Raw genomic sequence first — 18,884 nt, forward strand, 5'->3', positions numbered from 1 at the left:
CGCACTACGCCCGGAGTTCCGCATGACCGCCTCGCCACTGCAACACACCGATCCGACCCCGCGCTACAACAGCATCGACCACATCGCTCTGGCCGTGCAGGACCTGGAAGCAGCGGTCGACTTCTTTCAGCACCGCCTGGGTTTCGAGTTGATCGGACGCCGGCAGATCGCCGGCAAGCGCACCGGCATGATTTCGGCGGAGATGCGCCAAGGCGAGATCACCTTCGTGCTGTGCCAGGGCACCGAGCCGGAATCGCAGGTATCGCGGTTGATCGAGCATCACGGCGTCGGCGTGGCCCATATCGCCTTGCGCGTGGACGACGTACACGCCACCACCGGCCAGCTGCGCGAGCGCGGGCTCGGTTTCGACACCAGCGTGATCGAAGGAAGTGGCTTGAAACAGGCTTTTTCCAGCCGCGACAGCACGACCGGCCTGTGCTTCGAACTGATCGAACGCCATGGCGAAAGCGGATTCCAGGACGCCTCGGTCAATGAACTGTTCGCACAACTCGAACGCAGCGGTGCGTATTGAGCGCCGCGCCTGCGATGCAGCTGCCACCGCCGACTACCATCGCAACCGCTGGCGATCGCCTGGAGGTGATGAACTTCCTCAACGAAGTCTCCGCGCGCTATCCGCAGGCGATCTCGTTCGCCTCCGGCCGCCCCAGCGATAGCGGCTTCGACCTGCAGGCCTGGCTGCATACACTGCCGCGCTTTGCCAGCTATTTTGCGCAGCGCCACGGCCTTGCACCGCAACGCGCACTGGAGTTGATCGCCCAGTACGGACGCACCCAGGGCATCCTCGACGAACTGATCGCCGCGCAGCTGCGGCGTGACGAACAGGTCCCGGCCACGCCCGAGCGCATCATCGTCACCGCCGGTTGCCAGGAAGCCTTGCTGTTGTGCGTGACCGAACTGTGCCAGGCCCACGGCGATGTGATTCTGGCGCGCAATCCCAGCTATATCGGCATCACCGGCGTGGCCGACACGCACGGCATCGAGATTGTCGCTTTCAATCAGCACGCATGCAGCGACGCACACACCGATGCCAGCGCGTTGCAGCACACGCTGCTGCAGCTACAGGCGGCCGGCAAGCGCGCACGCCTGCTCTATCTGGTGCCGGATTTCGACAACCCTACCGGCACACAGCTCTCACGCACGGCGCGCGAGGCCATCGTGCAGGTATGTGCCGAGCACGGCATCGTGATTCTGGAAGACAACCCGTACGGCATGTTCGGATTCGAGGCCGAGCGTGTCGCGCCGATGGCAGCACTGGATCGGCACGGCTGCGTGATCTATCTGGGCACGTATTCCAAGACGCTGTGCCCAGCGTTGCGGGTGGGCTTTGCAGTGCTGCCTGCACAGTTGTTCGGCGATGCCGACGCCGCGACTGCATTGAAAGAGCGGTTATTGCGTCGCAAGAGTTTCTGCAGCTTGAACACCAGCCAGATCGGCCAAGCCATCGTCGGCGGCGTACTACTCGAACATGGCGGCAGCCTGCAAAGCCTGATTGCCGCGCCGCGTGCGCTGTATCGGCACAACCGCGATCGCATGCTCGATTGCCTGCAGCACGAACTCGGCCAGTGCGCAGCACAGGTGTGCTGGAATACGCCGGCCGGCGGTTTCTTTCTGGTGGTGACGTTGCCGTTCGCCTTCACTGCCGAGGACGCGGAAATCTGCGCGCGGCAGTACGGCGTGCTGGTGATGCCGCTGTCGTTCTTCGCCATCGATGGTGGCTGCGCTAAGCAGGTGCGGTTGGCCTACAGCAACGTCGCAAGCCAGGACATCGCGCACGGCATTGCGCAGTTCGCCGCGTTCGTTCGCATGCGTCTGGAAGCGGGAGCGGTGAACACAGCGGCAATCGACGAAGGCCGCATATGACACAGCAGCAACTCAGGGCCAAGAGCGGCTAACAAAACTACTGCGCTCACTACCAGGTGGGCACGGCCGATGCTCGGAATCGGCATGTACCACTCGTACACTCCGCTTCCTCCGCGCCATCCACGCCCCACCTGACGGCTGCTCGCTACGCTTTGTTAGCCGCTCCGAGGAAGCAGCACGCTGGCGTCGATATCGGCAATCTGCGGCCTGCCGCACAGCCCCATGCTCAGCTCCAGCTCGCGCTGGATCAGCCACAGTACCTCGGTCACACCGGCCTGGCCCGATGCGGCCAGCCCATACAGCCAGGCACGCCCGATGTAAGCGCCGCGCGCGCCAAGCGCCAGCGCCTTCAGCACGTCCTGGCCGCAACGGATACCGCTGTCCAGATGGATTTCCACATCGCCACCGACCGCAGCGACGATTGCCGGCAGCATGCGGATGCTGGACGCCGCCCCATCGAGTTGGCGCCCGCCGTGATTGCTCACCACCAGCGCGTCCGCGCCTGCAGCGACTGCCTGCCGCGCATCGTCCACATCCAGGATGCCCTTGACGATCAGCGGGCCACGCCAGCGCGCCCGCACCCACGCCACATCGTCCCAGGTCAGCGCGGCATCGAACTGACTGGCGGTCCATGCTGCCAGCGAGGCCAGATCACCCTGGCCACCCACCTGCCCGGCAAGATTGCCGAACCCACGCTGACGGCTGCCGAGCATGCGCAGACACCAACGCGGATGTGTCGCGAAATCGCGCAGCGTCGCCAGGCTCACACGCGGCGGCACGCTCAACCCATTGCGTAGATCGGCATGCCGCTGCCCCATGAACGGCACATCCAGCGTCAGCATCAAGGCGCCGCAGCCGGCCGCTTGCGCGCGCGCGATCAACGCGGCAGAGAATCCGCGGTCGCGCATCAGATAGAGCTGAAACCAGCATGGCGTCTGCACGCTGGCGCAGACCTGCTCCAGCGAACAGATGCTCATCGTCGACAGCACAAACGGCACCCCGAATGCCTCGGCCGCGCGTGCGGCCAGCACCTCGCCATCCGGATACAACAGGCCGGCCAAGCCGGTCGGCGCCAATGCCAATGGCATCGCTACCGGCACGCCCAGCAGCGTGCTGGCGGTACTGCGCCGCGCCACATCGATGGCAACGCGCTGGCGCAGCCGCAACGCATCCAGATCGCAGCGATTGGCCTGCCGCGTGGTCTGGCTCCAGCTGCCAGCGGCAACGTAGTCGTAGAACATGCGCGGCAAACGGCGCTGTGCCAAGGCCTGGACATCGTCGACACATGCAATCGCACTCATCCGCACAGGCTAGCGGCGGCCTGTGACAGTTCGGCAGGTGTCGCGTGTCGCGTCCCGGTCATCGCAGCATCATGAGTCTGCGCGAGCATCTGCCTTCCGCAGTGCAAACGAGTCCGCATCGATGCAGCACGACATCCAGATCGAACGTGCATGCGAGCAGCATGCCGACGGCGTGTGCGCGCTCTACAACGCCCCCGAGGTGGCGCGACAACTGCTGGAGCTGCCGTATCGCGGGGTCGAGCAATGGCGCCGGCAATTGCTGCACGAAGACGAGCGGCAGCTGGCATTGGTTGCGTTGCACGGCGCGCAAGTCGTCGGTGTCGGCAGTCTGGGCAGCCAGGCACGGGTACGTCGTGCGCACGTCGGCGGCATCGCGCTGGCGGTCCGGCCGGACTGGCATGGCCGGGGTGTCGGCACGCGCCTGCTGAGCGCGTTGCTCGACGTCGCCGACCGCTGGATGCAACTGCACCGGCTCGAACTCACCGTCTATGCGGACAACACCGCAGCAGTGGCGCTGTACCAGCGTCATGGCTTCGAGGTGGAAGGCGAACTGCGCGACTACGCCATGCGCGATGGCGGTTTCGTCAGCGCTTACAGCATGGCGCGGCTACGTCAGGCAGGCATCGCGCTCAATGCACCGGACGGCATCGCCATGGATGCGTGAGACCAGGTCAACCAAGCCCGCCTTACGCGACTGGCACAAATCGCCGGGCAGACAACTCGACAGCATCTATAGCGGCGCGTAACCCAAGCGCTCCAGCATCGGATTCGCCCGCCGCCCCAGGCTACGCAGCAGTTCCGGCGGCCAGGCATGCCAACTCGGTACACGCGCGCCAGCATCGATCGCAAGCCCGCGCTGCGCGGTCAGGTTGTCGCCCATAAACGGCCGGATGCGTTGTTGCGCCATGCGCGGCAGCACCTGCTCAGACCATGGCTCGCCAAGAAACTCGAACACGCGCGCCCCGACCACTTCTGGCGTACGCGAAAGTTCGTCATAACCCAGTTGCAAGCAGCGATCGCCCGCACGTTCGGCAAAATCCAGCGCCGCTTCGTTGGTGGCGACCCACTCGTCGAGATACTGCATCAGATACAAGCCGGAACGCGGATTGCCCGGCAAGCCATCACGACGTACGAAGCGCTGAAAGCACGACAACGCCACATCCAACCCATGACGATGCAGAAACAGAAACTTGCCGCGAAAATCGAACATCGCATCGATCACATCGAGCCGGCTGGACGAAAACAATTCCTTGGCGATCCAGCGCTGCCGCCCGAAGCGCTGCGCGTACTCGCAATGCAACTCATCGATCATGCGCCCCAAGCGCGGATATAACCCGCTCTGCGGCATGCCCAGATGCGGCAACACCATACTGCCAAGCCGCAGCAAGCTGTCGCACTTGGCCAGCTCCCCGCACAACATGTTTTCCGGCAGGCTGCAGATCGTCTCGCTGGCATTGACCAGATACGCCAGCAACGTGGTGCCAGAGCGACGATTGCCGATGATGAAATGCGCGCGATCGCCGAACGGATTATCCGCAAGGCGACTGGTCTTGTGCAGATCTGACATCAGATCGTAGGCCAACGCAGGCGACGTCCCTTCCTGCACCAACGCAGCCCGTGTCTGCCCCAGGCTGCGCTCCAGCAATGCGTCCACCCCACCCAACTGCGGCGCCAGCGCAGGCGCTGCTACACGCACACGCTGCAGTTCTTCCGGCAGGCTGGACAAGGTCGCGAGCAGGTCGCTCAGGTCGGCTTCGTTCATGGGTCAGTGGTCCCTACAGGCAGGTACCGCGATGGGCAAATGCACCGATGCATGACCGGCCAAACAAGCATCGGCACGCACCAGCACAAACCGAAGCCAGTCGCGCTCGGTTGCCGAAATGCTAGGCAACGCGTGCGACCTGTGTGTGACAACAAGGCCGCTGAAAACCACTGAAACGGTTCAAAAGCTACGATGACGGCAGTTATCTCGCTAGCTGCAATGAGCCTGGCAACACCTTCAATGACACGATCGCTCCTCCCTGCGAGAGCGTTATCCGCAGGCACTGTCCGAACGGGTTTACCGTTGCGAGCGTGGGCGCCACTGACAACCATAATCCCCGCAACTTTACTGAGAAGTATCGGGTAACGGCCCTGGGGTACTGCAATGAGTCGCAAGGCATGCAGTGTGTCGATGCTGCGATCTGTAACAGCGTGCTCTGGCGGCCAAGCTTCAGGCTCTGGGCACGCAGATCCATTTTATAGAACTACGTGGCTCGGAATGGATTTCAGCAGAATTGGCTAGATGCTCCACAGGCAAAACCCACTGTGTGATCGAACCGCGATGGACTTCAGCAGAAGTCCGAACATCAAGACCTGGAGCGGGAAACGAGACTCGAACTCGCGACCTCAACCTTGGCAAGGTTGCGCTCTACCAACTGAGCTATTCCCGCTTGGGAGGCGAGATTCTACAGCGAACAGCAGGGCTGTCAACCATTGCCTTCGACTTTTTTTGGCTTGCTGGTGATTGCGGCTTTTTCGTCGGCACGCAGGCTCGGCCATGCCGCATGCAGGTACTGAAATCCCGACCACAACGTCAGCAGTGCGGCGATCGCCAACGTCCAGTAACCGGCGCGGAAGATCAGGTTGCCGAACCAGATTTCGTGCGTGGGCATCTGCCCCGGCGTGACCGAATACAGCAGGCACAACAGCGCGACCATCTGCGCGGTGGTCTTGATCTTGCCGATCGCCGCCACACGCACCTTGGCGCGCTGGCCGATCTCGGCCATCCACTCGCGCAGCGCAGAGACGGCGATTTCGCGGCCCACAATCACCGCCGCCCAGAACGCCATCCACGGCGTCGGGTGGCCCTGCACGATCAGGAACAGCGCCACGGCGACCATCAGCTTGTCGGCCACCGGGTCCAGAAACGCGCCGAAGGCGGAATACTGGTGATACCGCCGTGCGACCCAGCCATCCAGCCAGTCGGTGATGGCAGCCAGCCCGAACACGCCGGCAGACGCGAAATTGGTCCACGTGTACGGCAGGTAGAACACCACGACCAACACCGGGATCATCAAGATCCTCAGCAGTGTCAGCCACGTGGGGATGGTCAACTTCATTACGGACTCGACTCGCCTGCCGCATCGGGGAGCGCCAGCCCATGCAGGTTAGCGTAGATTCGCGCGGCGAGTGCGGCATTGACCCCTTCCACGCGTGCAATCTCGGCCTCGCCGGCGGCTTTGAGCCCGACCAGACCGCCGAAATGCTTGAGCAGGCTCGCGCGACGGCGCGGGCCGATGCCGGGGATATCCTCGAGCTTGCTGGTCATGCGCGCCTTCTGGCGGCGACCGCGGTGACCGGTGATCGCAAAGCGATGCGCTTCGTCGCGCACCTGCTGGATGAACTGCAGCGCCGGCGATGCCGCACCCGGGCGCAGCTCGCGGCCGTCGGCCATGACCAGCGCCTCGTGCCCTGCCCTGCGCTCCTCGCCCTTGGCCACGCCGACCAGCAGCACGTTCTCGATGCCCAGATCGGCCAGCGCGCCCTTTGCCTGCGCCAGCTGGCCGGCGCCGCCGTCGATCAGCAACACATCCGGCAGCACACCGTTCTCTTCCACCGCGCGTCGAAAGCGCCGCTCGATGGCCTGGCGCATCGCGGCGTAGTCGTCGCCCGGCGTGATCCCGGAAATATTGAAGCGCCGGTATTGCCCGCGCACCGGGCCGCTGGCATCGAACACCACGCACGAGGCCACCGTCGCCTCACCCATGGTGTGACTGATATCGAAGCACTCCACCCGCTTGACCTGCTCGGCAAGCCCCAGCATTTCGCGCAGCGCTTCGCTGCGTGCGTATTGCGCGCTCTGGCTGGTGAGTTCGGTGACCAGGGTCAGCTGTGCGTTGCGCGTGGCCAGCAGCAGATAGCCGGCACGCTCGCCGCGCACGTTCCACTTCAACGTCACCTTGTACTCGGCAGCGGTGCTGAGCGCGGCTTCGATCAACTCGGACTCGGGAATTTCGCGATCGAGCAGGATCTCGCGCGGCGGCGAATGTTCGGCGTAGTACTGCGACACGAACGCGCCCAGGATTTCGTCGGCGCTGTCTTCGCCATTGGTCTTGGGAAAGAACGAACGCGTGCCCAGATTGCGGCCGTCGCGAAAACTCAACAGCAGCACACAGGCCTGGCTGGCTTGCGTGGCGCAGGCCAGCACGTCCAGGTCGGCCGCGCGGCCGTCCACATACTGGCGGTTCTGCATGCTGCGCAAGGACGACAGCAGATCGCGCAGACGTGCGGCGCGCTCGAACTCCAGCGCTTCGCTGGCCTGCTGCATCGACTGCATGATCTCTTCACCGAGCTGGTCGCTCTTGCCTTCGAGAAACATCGTGGCGCGGCGTACCGATTCTGCGTAGTCGGGCGCTGCGACAAGATCCACGCACGGCGCGCTGCAGCGGCCGATCTGATACTGCAGACACGGCCGCGAGCGATTACGGAACACGCTGTCTTCGCAACTGCGCAGCTTGAACAGCTTGTGCATCAGGCTCAAGGTTTCGCGCACGCCGGTCACGCCGGTGTACGGGCCGAAATAGCGCCCCTGCACCGCGCGCGGGCCACGGTGCAGCGCGATGCGCGGCCAGTCTTCGCGCGTCAGCAACACATACGGGTAACTCTTGTCGTCGCGCAGCGAGACGTTGTAGCGCGGCGACAGCGACTTGATCAGCTGGTTTTCCAGCAGCAGCGCCTCGGCTTCGCTGCGGGTCACGGTGACATCCATGCGCGCCACCTGCGACAGCATCGAGGTCAGCCGCGCGTTCTTCGGCGTGCCGTTGAAATAGCTGCCCACGCGCTTGCGCAACGCACCGGCCTTGCCCACGTACAGCAGCGTGTCGTCGCCCGCATACATGCGGTAGACGCCGGGCGCGGTGCTCAGTTGGGCAGCAAACGCCTTTCCATCGAAATCAGCTTGGGGCCTTGCGCTCATTCTGCTATCGAAACATCGCTCAGTTCGCCGCTTGCAAGGTCGTAACGCAAGACGGCATGGGCATCGGTCTCGGCAATCCAGACCGCACCTGCGGCAACCGCCAGCCCGGCCGGGCCATGCAGACGGCGCGGCAGCTCGACCGTGGTCAGTTCGCCACCGCCCAGGCGCAGGCAACGCAGACGGCCGTTGCCGGTGTCGGCGATCCACAGCAGCGGCGAATCGGCGGCCAAAGCAATCGCTTGCGGAAACTGCAGGCGGGCGGTGCCGCGTGGGCCATCCTCGTCGCCGAACAGCCAGGTGCCCTGCCCGCCGACCAGGGTCTGCACCAGATCGCCGCGCAATTGCATGGTGCGGATCGACGAACCCAACCCGTCGCAGACGTAGGCCACCTGCTGCACCGCGGCCAATCCGGCCGGTTGCGCGAACGCGGCCAAATGGCCGCTGCCATCGCGGATTTCGAGCGAGCCGGTGCCTGCGCGCGCGGTCAATGCGGCGCTACCCAGGTGATAGCTCCAGATGCGGTTGTCGCCAGCCATGGCGATCAACACCTGGTTGTCGGCGATGGCCAGACCTTGCGGGTAATTCAGCGCAGATGCGCTGGAGGACGCCAGCGGGCCTTCGACCGGCTCGCCGGAGCGGCCGGTGCCGCACAAGGTGTCGACCTGCCCGCTGCGCAGGTTGATGCGGCGCAGGGCGTGATTGCCGGTGTCGGCGACATAGAGCTGGTCGCGTTCCAGCGCCAGGCCTTGCGGACGTCGAAACGCCGCTTCGCCGACGCCACCGTCGATCAGATCGGCATTGCCATGGCCGAACTGGCGCAACACCCGCCCGCCATGCGTGCATTCGAGCACGCGGTGGTGGCCGGTGTCGGCGATATACAGGCGGTCTTCGGTGGCGGCCAGTCCGGTCGGAAATTGCAGTTCCAGGCGCGGTTCGGCTTCGCGTTCGGCCACGCCATGCAGGTCGATGTCCGACGGCGGTTGCTGGCCTTCGCACAGCGCCACCAATGCCTTGTCCAGATCGCCGGTCACGCCGACCAGACGCTGGCGCTCGCGGCCGTAGGCGTCGAGCAGCACCAGCGTGGGCCAGGATTCGATACCGAAGCGGCGCCAGGTTTCCCAGTCCTTGTCGAGCAGGATCGGCGCACTCACACCATGCCCGCGCAGTTGCTTGAGCGAGCGTTGCGGTAAGCGCTCGCTATCGAAACGCGGCACCTGCACCACGATCACCTGCAACCGCCCCGGGCTGCGCGCCTGCCAATGGGCCAGCTCGGCCAGGCGCTCGGCGCACCACACCGAGCTGGCATTGACGAACGCCAGCACCAGCGCGCGTCCACGATGCTCCTGCAAGGTGGATGGCCTGGCGTTGAGCCAGGTAGGGAATTCCGGCAGTTCCTGAGTGAGCTGGGCAGTCATCCGGTAATTATGCCCAAGCCCGATTAGCTGCGGGTGAGCCTGGCCACGGTCTGGCTTGCAGCGGTATCGACCAGCTGCCAGGCATGCTCGAAATCGTCCATGCCGCCGGTGTAGGGGTCGGGGATCTCGTCGCGCTCTGCAACGCCCGCCCATGGCAGCCAGAGTGCGACCTTGTCGCGCAGCGCCGCCGGGGCAAGCCGCTGCAAATCGCGCAGATTGCTGTTGTCGGCACACAGCACCCAATCGAAGTGTTCGAAGTCCGCTGCACGCACCTGACGGGCGCGCAATCCGGAAATATCCACGCCATGACCGCGTGCGCAGCGAATGGCGCGCGGGTCGGGTGGCTCGCCGGCATGCCAGTCGCCGGTGCCGGCCGAATCGACCTCGACACGCCGCGACAACCGCGCTTCGTCCAGCCGCGCACGCAAGGCGCCCTCGCCCATCGGCGAGCGGCAGATGTTGCCCAGACATACGATCAAGACCTTCATGCCGACGCCACCCGCGTTTGCGCACGCGCCAGATCGTCCGGCGTATCGATGCCGGGCGGAAACTGCTCCGGCGTCAACGCCACCGCGATGCGGTAGCCTGCCTCCATCACGCGCAATTGTTCCAGCGATTCGATGCGCTCCAGCAGGCCGGGCGGCATCGCCGCAAAACGCTGCAGAAATCCGGCGCTGTACGCGTAGATACCGATATGGCGCAGCCACTGACCGTCATCGGGCAAGCTCTCACGCTGATTAGCGAAGCTGTCGCGATGCCAGGGAATCGGCGCGCGGCTGAAGTACAGCGCATCGCCGTGCGCCGTGCGCACCAGCTTGACCACATTCGGATCGAACAGCTCGTGCGCGCTATCCACCTGCGCGGCAAGCGTGGCCATTTCAGTGCCGGAGCGCAGCAGCAGCTCGGCGACTGCGCGGATACCGGCAGCAGGCGCAAACGGTTCGTCACCCTGCAGATTCACCACACAGGTCTCGGCCTCCCAGCCGGCGATCCGTGCACATTCGGCAAGCCGGTCGGTCCCGGACATGTGCTCGCTGCCGGTCATCGCCACATGCACGCCGGCCAGGCCTTCGATCGCCTCGGCAATGCGCGCATCGTCGGTGGCCACCCAGACCTCGCGCGCACCTGCGAGCAGCGCCCGCTCGGCCACATGTTGGATCATCGGGCGATCGCCGATCAGTTGCAGCGGCTTGCCCGGCAACCGCGTGGAGGCATAGCGCGCGGGAATGGCGACGACGAAATCTGCAGGCGTTGTGGTGGTCATGCGTACGCGCTCTGGGAGCCAGGAAGATTTGGAGAAACGAGATAACCGAATAGCATGATGTATCTATGTGATTGAGCGAAATAGCGGTATTCGGTTGGAGCAGCGATGCGCTACATCACTAGGACGCCGCTGCATACACTGCTCGCACATGCACACCGACCATCTCGACTGGTCCTTGCCCGCCCACCGTCGCGGGACCTTACGCGGCATGGATGCCGCGTAAGAGCCTACAGGGACGTACTTGCGGCGTGTCCCGCGACGGTGGGCGGGCAAGGACCCTGCAGCCGAACCAAGATCACCATTGCCAGAAAAACCGCACTCACACACCCTGCCGACTCGCCAACTTGTCCAGACGATCCAGCAGACTCACCCAGAACGCGGCCGGCAACTCCGCCTTGAGCGGCACGCTGTACAACCACTCGTCGGCAAACGGCCTGCACTTCACTGCGTCCTTTTCGGTCATCAGCACCGGCAAGCGGCTGCCGAAACTGAAATCCGCAGCGCGATACACGTGATGATCGGGGAAGGCATGCGGCACCACGCCAATGCCGCGCGCGCGCAGCATCGCAAAGAAGCGTTCCGGATGCGCGATCCCGGCCACCGCGTGCACACGTTGCCCGGCAAGCATGCTCAACGGCTGCACACGCTTGCCATCCATCGGTTGCACGCTGTCGATGCTCAGGCGCATCTGCCACTCGCCGAAACCGGCGTCTTCAGCTGTCTGCGGTGTCGCCGCAGCGCTGCCCTGCCCCAGATTGACCACACGGAAATCGCAATCGCGCGCACGCGCTGCAGGTTCGCGTAGCGGCCCGGCCGGCAGCAGGCGCCCGTTGCCGTAGCGGCGTTGACCATCGACCACTTCGATTTCCACATCGCGCGCAAGCCGGTAATGCTGCAACCCGTCGTCGCAGACGACGATGTCGCAACCTGCTTCGACCAAGGCACGCGCCGCGGCCGGACGATCGCTATCCACGCGCACGCGCGCGCCGGTTTTCCAGGCGATCAATACCGGCTCGTCACCGCCGAGCGCCACAGGCGTGTCCGCTTCGACCCAACGCGCCGTGCCCGATTCGTCACGGCCATAGCCACGACTGGCAACGCCCGGCGTCCAACCGGCTTCCTGCAATTTGGTCACCAAGGCGATCGTCAGCGGCGTCTTGCCGGTGCCGCCGGCAGTGACGTTACCCACCACGATCACCGGCACCGGTACGCCGTGGCGCTTGCGCCAGCCGCGGCGATACAGCGCGCGTCGCAGCGCGATGGCGGCACCGTAGACCGGCGCAAGCATGCGCGCCGATAGCGGAATCGGCGCATTGTCGTACCAATAGCCCGGCGTGCGGGCGCCGCGCTTGCTCATGCCTGCCGTTCGCGGAACTGCATGCCGTGCAGGTGCGAATACAGCCCGCCCTGCGCCAGCAATTCACTGTGCGTACCACGCTCCACGATGCGGCCCTGATCCATCACCAGTACCTGATCGGCATGTTCGATGGTGGACAGGCGGTGCGCGATCACCAGCGTTGTGCGGTCCGGCATCAGCTTGTGCAAGGCATCCTGCACCAGCCGCTCGGACTCGTTGTCCAGCGCGGCGGTGGCTTCGTCCAGAATCAGGATCGGCGCATCCTTGAGCATCGCGCGCGCGATCGCCAAGCGCTGGCGCTGCCCGCCGGACAGACGCCCGCCCTTGGTGCCCACGTGCGATTGCAAACCGTCCGGCAACTGCGCGACGAACTCCATCGCATTGGCACCCAGAATCGCGCGCTCCAACTGGCTCGCATCTGCGCTGCGCATTTCGCCATAGGCCACGTTGTCGGCGATGCTGCCGTCGAACAACATCACCTGTTGGCCGACCAGCGCGATCTGCCGGCGCAGATCGGCCAACGAGTACGCCTGCACCGGATGACCGTCGAGCAGGATCTGCCCGGCCTCGGCCTCGTAGAAGCGCGGAATCAGCTTGATCAGGCTGGATTTGCCGCTGCCCGAGCGCCCGACAATCGCCGTCACCGTGCCCGGCTGCGCAACAAAACTCACCCCCGCCAGCGCCGGATTCACCTGACCCGGATAGCGCGCGGTGACATCGCGGAATTCGATCAAGCCCTTCGCACGCTTGAGCGGGATGGCGCCTTGGTCCGGCTCGTCGGGGCTGTCGAGCACCGAGAACAAGCGCTCGGCCGACGCCAGGCCGCGTTGCACCATGTTCTGCACATTGGTCAGCTGCTTGAGGCCAGGAATGATTGTCAGCATCGAGGTCATCAGCACCACGAAGTCGCCTGCGGTCAGCCGCCCCGCCAGTGCCTGCGCACCGGCCACGAACAACAGCGCCGACAAACCGATCGCACCGATCATCTGCACCGTGGCAGTGGAAATGCCACGCGTGGATTCGACCTTCATCGCCAGACGCAGATTGCGGTCGGCCAGCGCGCCGTAGCGCTCCATTTCGGTCTGTTGCGCGCCGTAGATTTTGACCTCCTGATGGCTGGACAAGGTCTGATCGGCTGCCTGCAACAGATGCGCGCCGCTCTCCTGGATGCTGTGGCTGATGCGGCGATACCGCCGCGCCACCTTGTCCATCACCCAGGCCAGCACCGGTGCCAGCACCAGAATGGTCAGCGTGACCTGCCAGCTATGCCACAGCATCAGTGCCAACGCACCGATCACCTGCAACGACTGCTGGATCATCACCTTGACCGCATCCACCGCCGCCTGCGCCACTTGGTCCGAGTCCGAGCCCAGACGGATCAGCATCGACGGCACCGGTTCGGAATCGAACCGCGATCCCGGCAGGCGCAGATATTTGGACATCACCTTGACACGCAGATCGCGCGCGATGCTGCGTGCGGACTTGCCCATCGCCATATCGGTGATGTAACCGGCAATGCCGCGCACCACGAACAACAGGATGATCTGCACCGGCAGCCAGCGACTGACTTCGGCGTTCTTGTAGATGAAGGTTTCGTCGGTGATCGGCTTCATCAACGCCAGAAAGCCGGTGGTGCCCGCCGCTTCGACCAGCGCGGCAATCAGCGCGGCGATCAGCAACAGACGGTACGGCTTGGCGAAGGCCAGCAGGCGACGGTACGTGCGCCAGGACGAGACTGGCGCCGGGCGGTCGTTGGAGATGTTCACTGGCGGGTTCCGTGCTTGCTTGTCGTGCCGGTAGTACCGGAAGTGCCGGTTTCGGGCGCAGTCGCAATCGCGATGCGCCGAAAGCCGAGTTGCCCCAGGGCATCCTGCGCGGTGACGACGGCCTGGTATGGCGTACGCGCATCGGCGCGCATCAGCACCGTCTGCTCACGGTCATCGCCGGCGATCTGCGCGATGGTCTGCTTGAGCGAATCGACATCCGAGCGCAGCACTTCCTGGTCGTTGATGAAGTAATGCCCATCGGCATTGACAAGTACGCTCAACGCACGTGGCGGCGCACTGGTGTGTTGGTCGCTGGCAGTCGGCAGCTGCAATTGCAGCGTGGAGCGTGCGTCGAAAGTCGTGGTCACCACGAAGAAGATGATGAGGACAAGAATGACGTCAATCAATGGCACCAGGTCGATATGCGGCTCGTCCTGGCTTCGGTCACTGCCGATGCGCATCCGTCAGCCCTTTGCCATGACGGGCTTGGTACCCGCCGCAACCGGTGCCGCAGCGACCGGCATCGCACGTCCATCCATCGTATCCAGCAACAACGTGGCTTCCTGCTCCATCTCGATGATGTAGCCGGCGATGCGGCCCTTGAAGAAGCGATGCGCCATCAATGCGGGCACTGCGATGATCATGCCGGTGGCCGTGCACACCAAGGCCTTGCCGATGCCGCCAGCCAGTTGGTTCACATCGCCAACACCATGATCGAGGATGCCCATGAACATCTGGATCATGCCAACCACGGTCCCCAGCAGACCCAGCAACGGCCCAGCCGAGGCAATCGTGCCCAAGGCATTCAGATAGCGCTCCATGCGATGCACCACATGTCGGCCGGTGTCTTCGATACGTTCGCGGATCAACTCGCGCGGGCGGCCACGCACGTCCAACGCGGCGGCGAGCAAGGCGCCCAGCGGCGAATTGCGACGCAGCGACTCGATATGGCCGGGATCCAGCTTGCCGCGCGCGGCCCAGTTGCGGACCTCTTCGCCCAGACCTGGCGGAGTCACCTCGTTGCGGCGCAGGCTCCACAGACGCTCCAGCACGATCGCCAGGGCGATCACGCCCAGCAACAGCAACGGCACCATCGGCCAACCGCCCGCCTTGACCAGCTCCAACACGATTCGATTCCTCCGGCAACGCGGCCGCCTATTCGCTGGCCGATAGGATAGCAGCCGACCGCCGCCGTTCTGCAGCATCCCACAGCCGCGGCTGCCAGCGCCGTCGCTCGCGGACCTGCAGGCCGTCGGCGCCCAGCCAGACCCGGATCGCGCCGGCCTGCGCAGTGTCGAGCAGCTCGGCGCCATTGCCCTGCCAGCGCTGCACCACCTCCGCACGCGGATGACCGAAGCGATTGCCGTGCCCGGAGGACACCAACGCCAGCCGCGCGCCGGTCGCGGCAATGAACCCGGCATGCGAGCCGTCGGCGCTGCCATGGTGCGGAACGATCACCAGATCGGCGCGTAGCTCGGACAGATGCCCATGCAGCAATCGACGTTCGACGATCTCGCCGATGTCGCCCGGCAGCAGCGCGCTTGCATACCGCGTCTCCACCCGCAGCACGCAGCTGGACTGATTGCGCAGATACGGAAAACCGGCACTCGGATGCAGGAAGCGAAAGCGCACGCCGTCCCATTCCCACTGTTGGCCGGCATGGCAGCGCGTGCTGACGTCCAGCGGTGCATCCGGCGGCGCAGTGGTCATGGCAACCGGCAATCCCGCACGTACCGCCGCGTAGCCGCCGGCATGATCGGCATCGGCATGACTGAGCACGATCGCATCCAGGCGGCGCAGGCCAAGCGCACGCAATGCCGGCAGCACCACCCGCTCGCCGGCATCGAAGCCATCGCGCACTGCAGGGCCGGTATCGAACAACAGCGCATGCCGTTGCGTGCGCACCAGCACCGCCAGGCCCTGCCCCACGTCCAGCACCTGCACATCCGCCTCGCCGGCTGCAGGCAGTTCACGGTCCGGCCATAGCAGTGGCAACCACAACAGCAAGGCCAGTGACTTGCCGGGCGTACCGCGCGGCAGCAACAGCCAGAACGCGCCGAGCAAGGCCAACACCAGCGCTATCGCATCGGATTCGGGCACCCACCACAACGCCACCGAGGTCTGCCCAAGCCAGACGAAGCCCGGCCAGGTCAGCTCGAAACACCAGCCGGCCAATCGCCATGCCCACACGCCCGCGCCTGGATGGAGCGCTTCGAGCGCAGTGCCCAGCAAGGCGAGCGGCACCACCACGAAGGTCCACCATGGGATTGCAACAAGATTCGCGAATGGTCCGACCAACGACGCCTGCCCGAACAGGCTGACCGTCAGCGGCAGCAGGCCCACAGTGGCGACGGTCTGCGCCGACAAAAAGCCGCGCAGGATGGCGCGATCGTCGGACGGCAGGCACCACACCAACCAGGCCACACCGGCGAAGCTGAGCCAGAAGCCGGCGACCAGGACGCTCAGCGGGTCCCACAGCACGACAGCCAACAAGGCGAGCGCAAGGATCTGCGCGGTCGTGGCACGGCGGCGCACCACCCGCGCCAGCGCGACCACGGCAATCATCAACACCGTGCGTACGGTGGGCAGCGCCAATCCTGCCAGCACCGCGTACGCAGCGGCGGCGAGTAATGCCGCGATGGCCGCGGCGTGGAGGCGTGGAAGGCGCGTTCCCAGACCGGGCCACACTCGCCAGAGTCCGGCCACCAGCATCGCGAAGAACGCGGCGACCAATCCGACATGGAATCCGGAGATTGCGATCAAATGGCTGAGCCCGGTCGCACGCAGCGTCGCCCAGGCCGCATCGTCCAGCCCGCGTGTGTCGCCTAGCGCAAGTGCGCGCAGATAAGGCGCTGAAGGCCCGGGCACGTGCTCGGCAATCCGCTGCGACATGCGTTCGCGCCAGGCATCCACGCCACGCGGTGGCGCGATCTGCCGTGCGGCAGCAGGGACACGCACGTAACCGGTCGCGGCAATGCGCTGCGCCAGGGCCTGACGTTCGGCATCGAACCCGCCAGGATTGCGCAGGCCACGCGGCGCCCGCAGCTTGAGGCGCAATTGCCAACCTGCACCGGCGCGCAGTGCTGCGCGTGGACCGATGTGTTCGGCACCAAAGTCGTCGTACCAGGCCAACTGCACTAGCTTGCCGCGCAGCGATGCGGGTTGTGTGTGGTCGTCATCCACCCGCAGCTGAAAGCGCGTGCGTCGTTGCTCGGCCACCGGTAGCCCGACGATCTGGCCGCGCACAGCCAGCTCGCGCGCTTCGTCTTGCGGGAGCAGCTGCGCCTGCAAGGTGCTGGCGACCTGCCACCCCATCAGACCGAAGCCGCACAGTGCCATCGCCATCGCCAGCAGCAACAAGATCCGCTGCGGCCTCAGCCAAAGGGTCAAGCCGATACCCAGCCCACCTGCACACACAAAGATCGCGTAGACCGCACGCGGCAACACCGCAGGCGACCAGGCGCACGCCACCACGCCCAGCAGCAACGCCGCTGCGGCGGCGACCGCCGATCCGGCGCGCGGCGCCGACGGCACTGGTGCTGACACATCCATGCTGCCGGTCGCCTCCCGTCTGTGGTTCATCCACCGACTCAAGCTAGTTGATCGCACAGCTGGACCACAGCGGCGATCGGCGCATTGGCGGGTAGGAAGACGGCTGTGCACGTGACACACGCATCACTCCGCAATGCATTCGCCTCGATTTCATGGCCGCAGCGCTATGTTCAACGCTGTCTTCGAGGAGCTCCCCCATGCGTAAAGGCATTGCATTGATTGTCGGCGTGACCGGCATTTCCGGTTACAACCTCGCCAACGTGCTGGTCGCCGATGGTTGGACCGTCTACGGCCTGGCACGGCGTCCGCTCGCCCAGGACGGCGTGATTCCGGTGGCAGCCGATCTGCTGGATGCCGAGAGCACCGCCAACGCGCTACGTGGCCTGCCGATCACCCACGTGTTCTTCTGCACCTGGACACGCCGCGATACCGAGCGTGAGAATGTCGAGGCCAACGGCGCGATGATGCGGCATCTGTGCGAGGCGCTGAGCGATGCACCGCTGCAGCATATGGCGCTGGTCACCGGCACCAAGCACTATCTGGGTGCGTTCGAGAACTACGGCAGCGGCAAGGCCGAAACACCGTTTCGCGAAAGCGAGCCGCGCCAGCCTGGCGAAAACTTCTACTACACGCTGGAAGATCTGTTGTTCGCGAACGCCGAGCGGCACGGCTTCGGCTGGAGCGTGCATCGCTCGCACACCATGATCGGCATGGCCAACGGCAGCAATGCGATGAACATGGGCGTGACGCTGGCGGTGTACGCGTCGCTGTGCAAACACACCGGTCAGCCGTTCGTGTTCCCCGGCTCGCAAGCGCAATGGAACAGCCTCACCGATCTCACCGACGCCGGCCTGCTCGGCCGGCAGCTGGCCTGGGCCGGCTTGAGTCCGGCCGCACGCAATCAGGCCTTCAATACCGTCAACGGCGATGTGTTCCGCTGGCGCTGGATGTGGGGCCAGATTGCCGAATTCTTCGGACTTGACGCGCTTCCCTGCCCCGAAACGCCAGCACCGCTGGAAGCACGCTTGAGCGAGACCGCGCCGGCCGTGTGGGCAGAGATCGCCAAGCAGCATGGTTTGGCGGAAGCCGACGTCAACCGACTGGCATCGTGGTGGCATACCGACGCCGACCTGGGCCGCGAGATCGAGTGCGTCAACGATATGACCAAGAGCCGCGAGCTGGGCTTTCTGGACTTCTACGACAGCCGCGCCTCGTTCCTGGAGCTGTTCACACGACTGCGTGCGCAGCGCATCATTCCCTGATGCGCAAGGTCGCCGTCACATGCGTGGCGGCGACCGCGTGTTGTCGAAGCGACGGTTGACTCGATAGCGCTTGCGAGCACCACATGATGAGCAAGCGTGTTGCTGCAACATCCGGCCGATGCATCACGC

15 protein-coding genes, 1 tRNA gene, 1 other RNA gene and 1 pseudogene are annotated in these 18,884 nt (G+C 65.0%); 5 read left to right on the plus strand and 13 right to left on the minus strand.

What is annotated here, in order from left to right:
• Positions 1 to 22 precede the first annotated feature (22 nt).
• The 3 genes from NDY25_RS00155 to NDY25_RS00165 all read left to right on the plus strand — a co-directional run bounded on the left by NDY25_RS00155 (position 23) and on the right by NDY25_RS00165 (position 2,042).
• Entirely contained in the window at positions 23 to 532 is a 510-nt protein-coding gene (locus NDY25_RS00155) for a VOC family protein (protein ID WP_168957645.1), read from the plus strand.
• Positions 529 to 1,881, plus strand: coding sequence for an aminotransferase-like domain-containing protein (locus NDY25_RS00160; RefSeq protein ID WP_256627695.1), 1,353 nt, complete (start codon positions 529 to 531; stop codon positions 1,879 to 1,881). Before NDY25_RS00155 ends, NDY25_RS00160 begins: the two co-directional genes overlap by 4 nt.
• Positions 1,882 to 1,965: 84 nt before the next feature.
• Positions 1,966 to 2,042: non-coding RNA, sX9 sRNA (locus NDY25_RS00165), on the plus strand.
• Here NDY25_RS00165 and NDY25_RS00170 read toward each other — a convergent pair.
• On the minus strand, positions 2,037 to 3,182 hold the full coding sequence (locus NDY25_RS00170; protein WP_168957647.1) for an alpha-hydroxy acid oxidase: 1,146 nt from the start codon (positions 3,180 to 3,182) through the stop codon (positions 2,037 to 2,039). The genes NDY25_RS00165 and NDY25_RS00170 overlap by 6 nt on opposite strands.
• Before the next feature lie 121 nt (positions 3,183 to 3,303).
• Here NDY25_RS00170 and NDY25_RS00175 point away from each other — a divergent pair, with 121 nt between their 5' ends.
• Complete coding sequence (locus NDY25_RS00175) at positions 3,304 to 3,846, plus strand: GNAT family N-acetyltransferase (RefSeq protein WP_168957648.1); 543 nt, start codon at positions 3,304 to 3,306, stop codon at positions 3,844 to 3,846.
• A 66-nt stretch (positions 3,847 to 3,912) separates the two neighbouring features.
• Here the strand turns inward: NDY25_RS00175 and NDY25_RS00180 are convergent, their stop codons facing one another.
• From NDY25_RS00180 to NDY25_RS00235, 12 genes and pseudogenes are all read right to left on the minus strand, one after another.
• Entirely contained in the window at positions 3,913 to 4,944 is a 1,032-nt protein-coding gene (locus NDY25_RS00180; RefSeq protein ID WP_168957649.1) for a sulfotransferase family protein, read from the minus strand.
• A 594-nt stretch (positions 4,945 to 5,538) separates the two neighbouring features.
• A tRNA-Gly gene (locus NDY25_RS00185) sits at positions 5,539 to 5,614 on the minus strand.
• A gap of 36 nt (positions 5,615 to 5,650) precedes the next feature.
• Positions 5,651 to 6,283, minus strand: a complete 633-nt coding sequence (gene pgsA, locus NDY25_RS00190; RefSeq protein WP_168957650.1) for a CDP-diacylglycerol--glycerol-3-phosphate 3-phosphatidyltransferase — start codon at positions 6,281 to 6,283, stop codon at positions 5,651 to 5,653.
• Positions 6,283 to 8,139: an excinuclease ABC subunit UvrC gene (uvrC, locus tag NDY25_RS00195; RefSeq protein WP_168957651.1), complete on the minus strand. Its 1,857-nt coding sequence runs from the start codon at positions 8,137 to 8,139 to the stop codon at positions 6,283 to 6,285. The genes pgsA and uvrC overlap by 1 nt, the downstream gene beginning before the upstream one ends.
• The gene (locus NDY25_RS00200; RefSeq protein ID WP_168957652.1) at positions 8,136 to 9,554 is read right to left on the minus strand and encodes a hypothetical protein; all 1,419 of its coding nucleotides are present in this window, start codon (positions 9,552 to 9,554) and stop codon (positions 8,136 to 8,138) included. Before NDY25_RS00200 ends, uvrC begins: the two co-directional genes overlap by 4 nt.
• Positions 9,555 to 9,577: 23 nt before the next feature.
• Positions 9,578 to 10,042, minus strand: coding sequence for a low molecular weight protein-tyrosine-phosphatase (locus NDY25_RS00205; RefSeq protein WP_168957653.1), 465 nt, complete (start codon positions 10,040 to 10,042; stop codon positions 9,578 to 9,580).
• On the minus strand, positions 10,039 to 10,818 hold the full coding sequence (gene kdsB / locus NDY25_RS00210; protein WP_168957654.1) for a 3-deoxy-manno-octulosonate cytidylyltransferase: 780 nt from the start codon (positions 10,816 to 10,818) through the stop codon (positions 10,039 to 10,041). Before kdsB ends, NDY25_RS00205 begins: the two co-directional genes overlap by 4 nt.
• Before the next feature lie 319 nt (positions 10,819 to 11,137).
• Positions 11,138 to 12,175 carry a tetraacyldisaccharide 4'-kinase gene (lpxK, locus tag NDY25_RS00215; protein ID WP_256627696.1) on the minus strand — a complete coding sequence of 346 codons (1,038 nt, stop codon included), beginning with the start codon at positions 12,173 to 12,175 and terminating at the stop codon, positions 11,138 to 11,140.
• The gene (gene msbA / locus NDY25_RS00220; protein WP_115040086.1) at positions 12,172 to 13,941 is read right to left on the minus strand and encodes a lipid A export permease/ATP-binding protein MsbA; all 1,770 of its coding nucleotides are present in this window, start codon (positions 13,939 to 13,941) and stop codon (positions 12,172 to 12,174) included. The genes lpxK and msbA overlap by 4 nt, the downstream gene beginning before the upstream one ends.
• Positions 13,938 to 14,402 (minus strand): ExbD/TolR family protein, encoded by a 465-nt coding sequence (locus NDY25_RS00225; protein WP_168957656.1) that lies wholly within the window; start codon positions 14,400 to 14,402, stop codon positions 13,938 to 13,940. The genes msbA and NDY25_RS00225 overlap by 4 nt, the downstream gene beginning before the upstream one ends.
• 3 nt (positions 14,403 to 14,405) lie before the next feature.
• Positions 14,406 to 15,068: a MotA/TolQ/ExbB proton channel family protein gene (locus NDY25_RS00230; RefSeq protein WP_023904085.1), complete on the minus strand. Its 663-nt coding sequence runs from the start codon at positions 15,066 to 15,068 to the stop codon at positions 14,406 to 14,408.
• A pseudogene (locus NDY25_RS00235) lies at positions 14,962 to 17,523 on the minus strand (DNA internalization-related competence protein ComEC/Rec2); the annotation flags it as partial. The gene NDY25_RS00230 and the pseudogene NDY25_RS00235, both read right to left, overlap by 107 nt.
• Positions 17,524 to 17,690: 167 nt before the next feature.
• On the opposite strand from NDY25_RS00235, the gene NDY25_RS00240 reads away from it, so the two are divergent.
• Entirely contained in the window at positions 17,691 to 18,755 is a 1,065-nt protein-coding gene (locus NDY25_RS00240; RefSeq protein ID WP_168957658.1) for an SDR family oxidoreductase, read from the plus strand.
• Positions 18,756 to 18,884: the final 129 nt, after the last annotated feature.

The sequence above is a fragment of the Xanthomonas hortorum pv. pelargonii genome (assembly GCF_024499015.1).
GTDB lineage: Bacteria > Pseudomonadota > Gammaproteobacteria > Xanthomonadales > Xanthomonadaceae > Xanthomonas > Xanthomonas hortorum_B.

Coding starts and splice junctions, on each gene's coding strand:
- NDY25_RS00155 (WP_168957645.1), top strand. CDS start 23: ATGACCGCCTCGCCACTGCAACACACCGATCCGACCCCGCGCTACAAC.
- NDY25_RS00170 (WP_168957647.1), bottom strand. CDS start 3,182: ATGAGTGCGATTGCATGTGTCGACGATGTCCAGGCCTTGGCACAGCGC.
- NDY25_RS00175 (WP_168957648.1), top strand. CDS start 3,304: ATGCAGCACGACATCCAGATCGAACGTGCATGCGAGCAGCATGCCGAC.
- NDY25_RS00180 (WP_168957649.1), bottom strand. CDS start 4,944: ATGAACGAAGCCGACCTGAGCGACCTGCTCGCGACCTTGTCCAGCCTG.
- pgsA (WP_168957650.1), bottom strand. CDS start 6,283: ATGAAGTTGACCATCCCCACGTGGCTGACACTGCTGAGGATCTTGATG.
- uvrC (WP_168957651.1), bottom strand. CDS start 8,139: ATGAGCGCAAGGCCCCAAGCTGATTTCGATGGAAAGGCGTTTGCTGCC.
- NDY25_RS00200 (WP_168957652.1), bottom strand. CDS start 9,554: ATGACTGCCCAGCTCACTCAGGAACTGCCGGAATTCCCTACCTGGCTC.
- NDY25_RS00205 (WP_168957653.1), bottom strand. CDS start 10,042: ATGAAGGTCTTGATCGTATGTCTGGGCAACATCTGCCGCTCGCCGATG.
- kdsB (WP_168957654.1), bottom strand. CDS start 10,818: ATGACCACCACAACGCCTGCAGATTTCGTCGTCGCCATTCCCGCGCGC.
- lpxK (WP_256627696.1), bottom strand. CDS start 12,175: ATGAGCAAGCGCGGCGCCCGCACGCCGGGCTATTGGTACGACAATGCG.
- NDY25_RS00225 (WP_168957656.1), bottom strand. CDS start 14,402: ATGCGCATCGGCAGTGACCGAAGCCAGGACGAGCCGCATATCGACCTG.
- NDY25_RS00240 (WP_168957658.1), top strand. CDS start 17,691: ATGCGTAAAGGCATTGCATTGATTGTCGGCGTGACCGGCATTTCCGGT.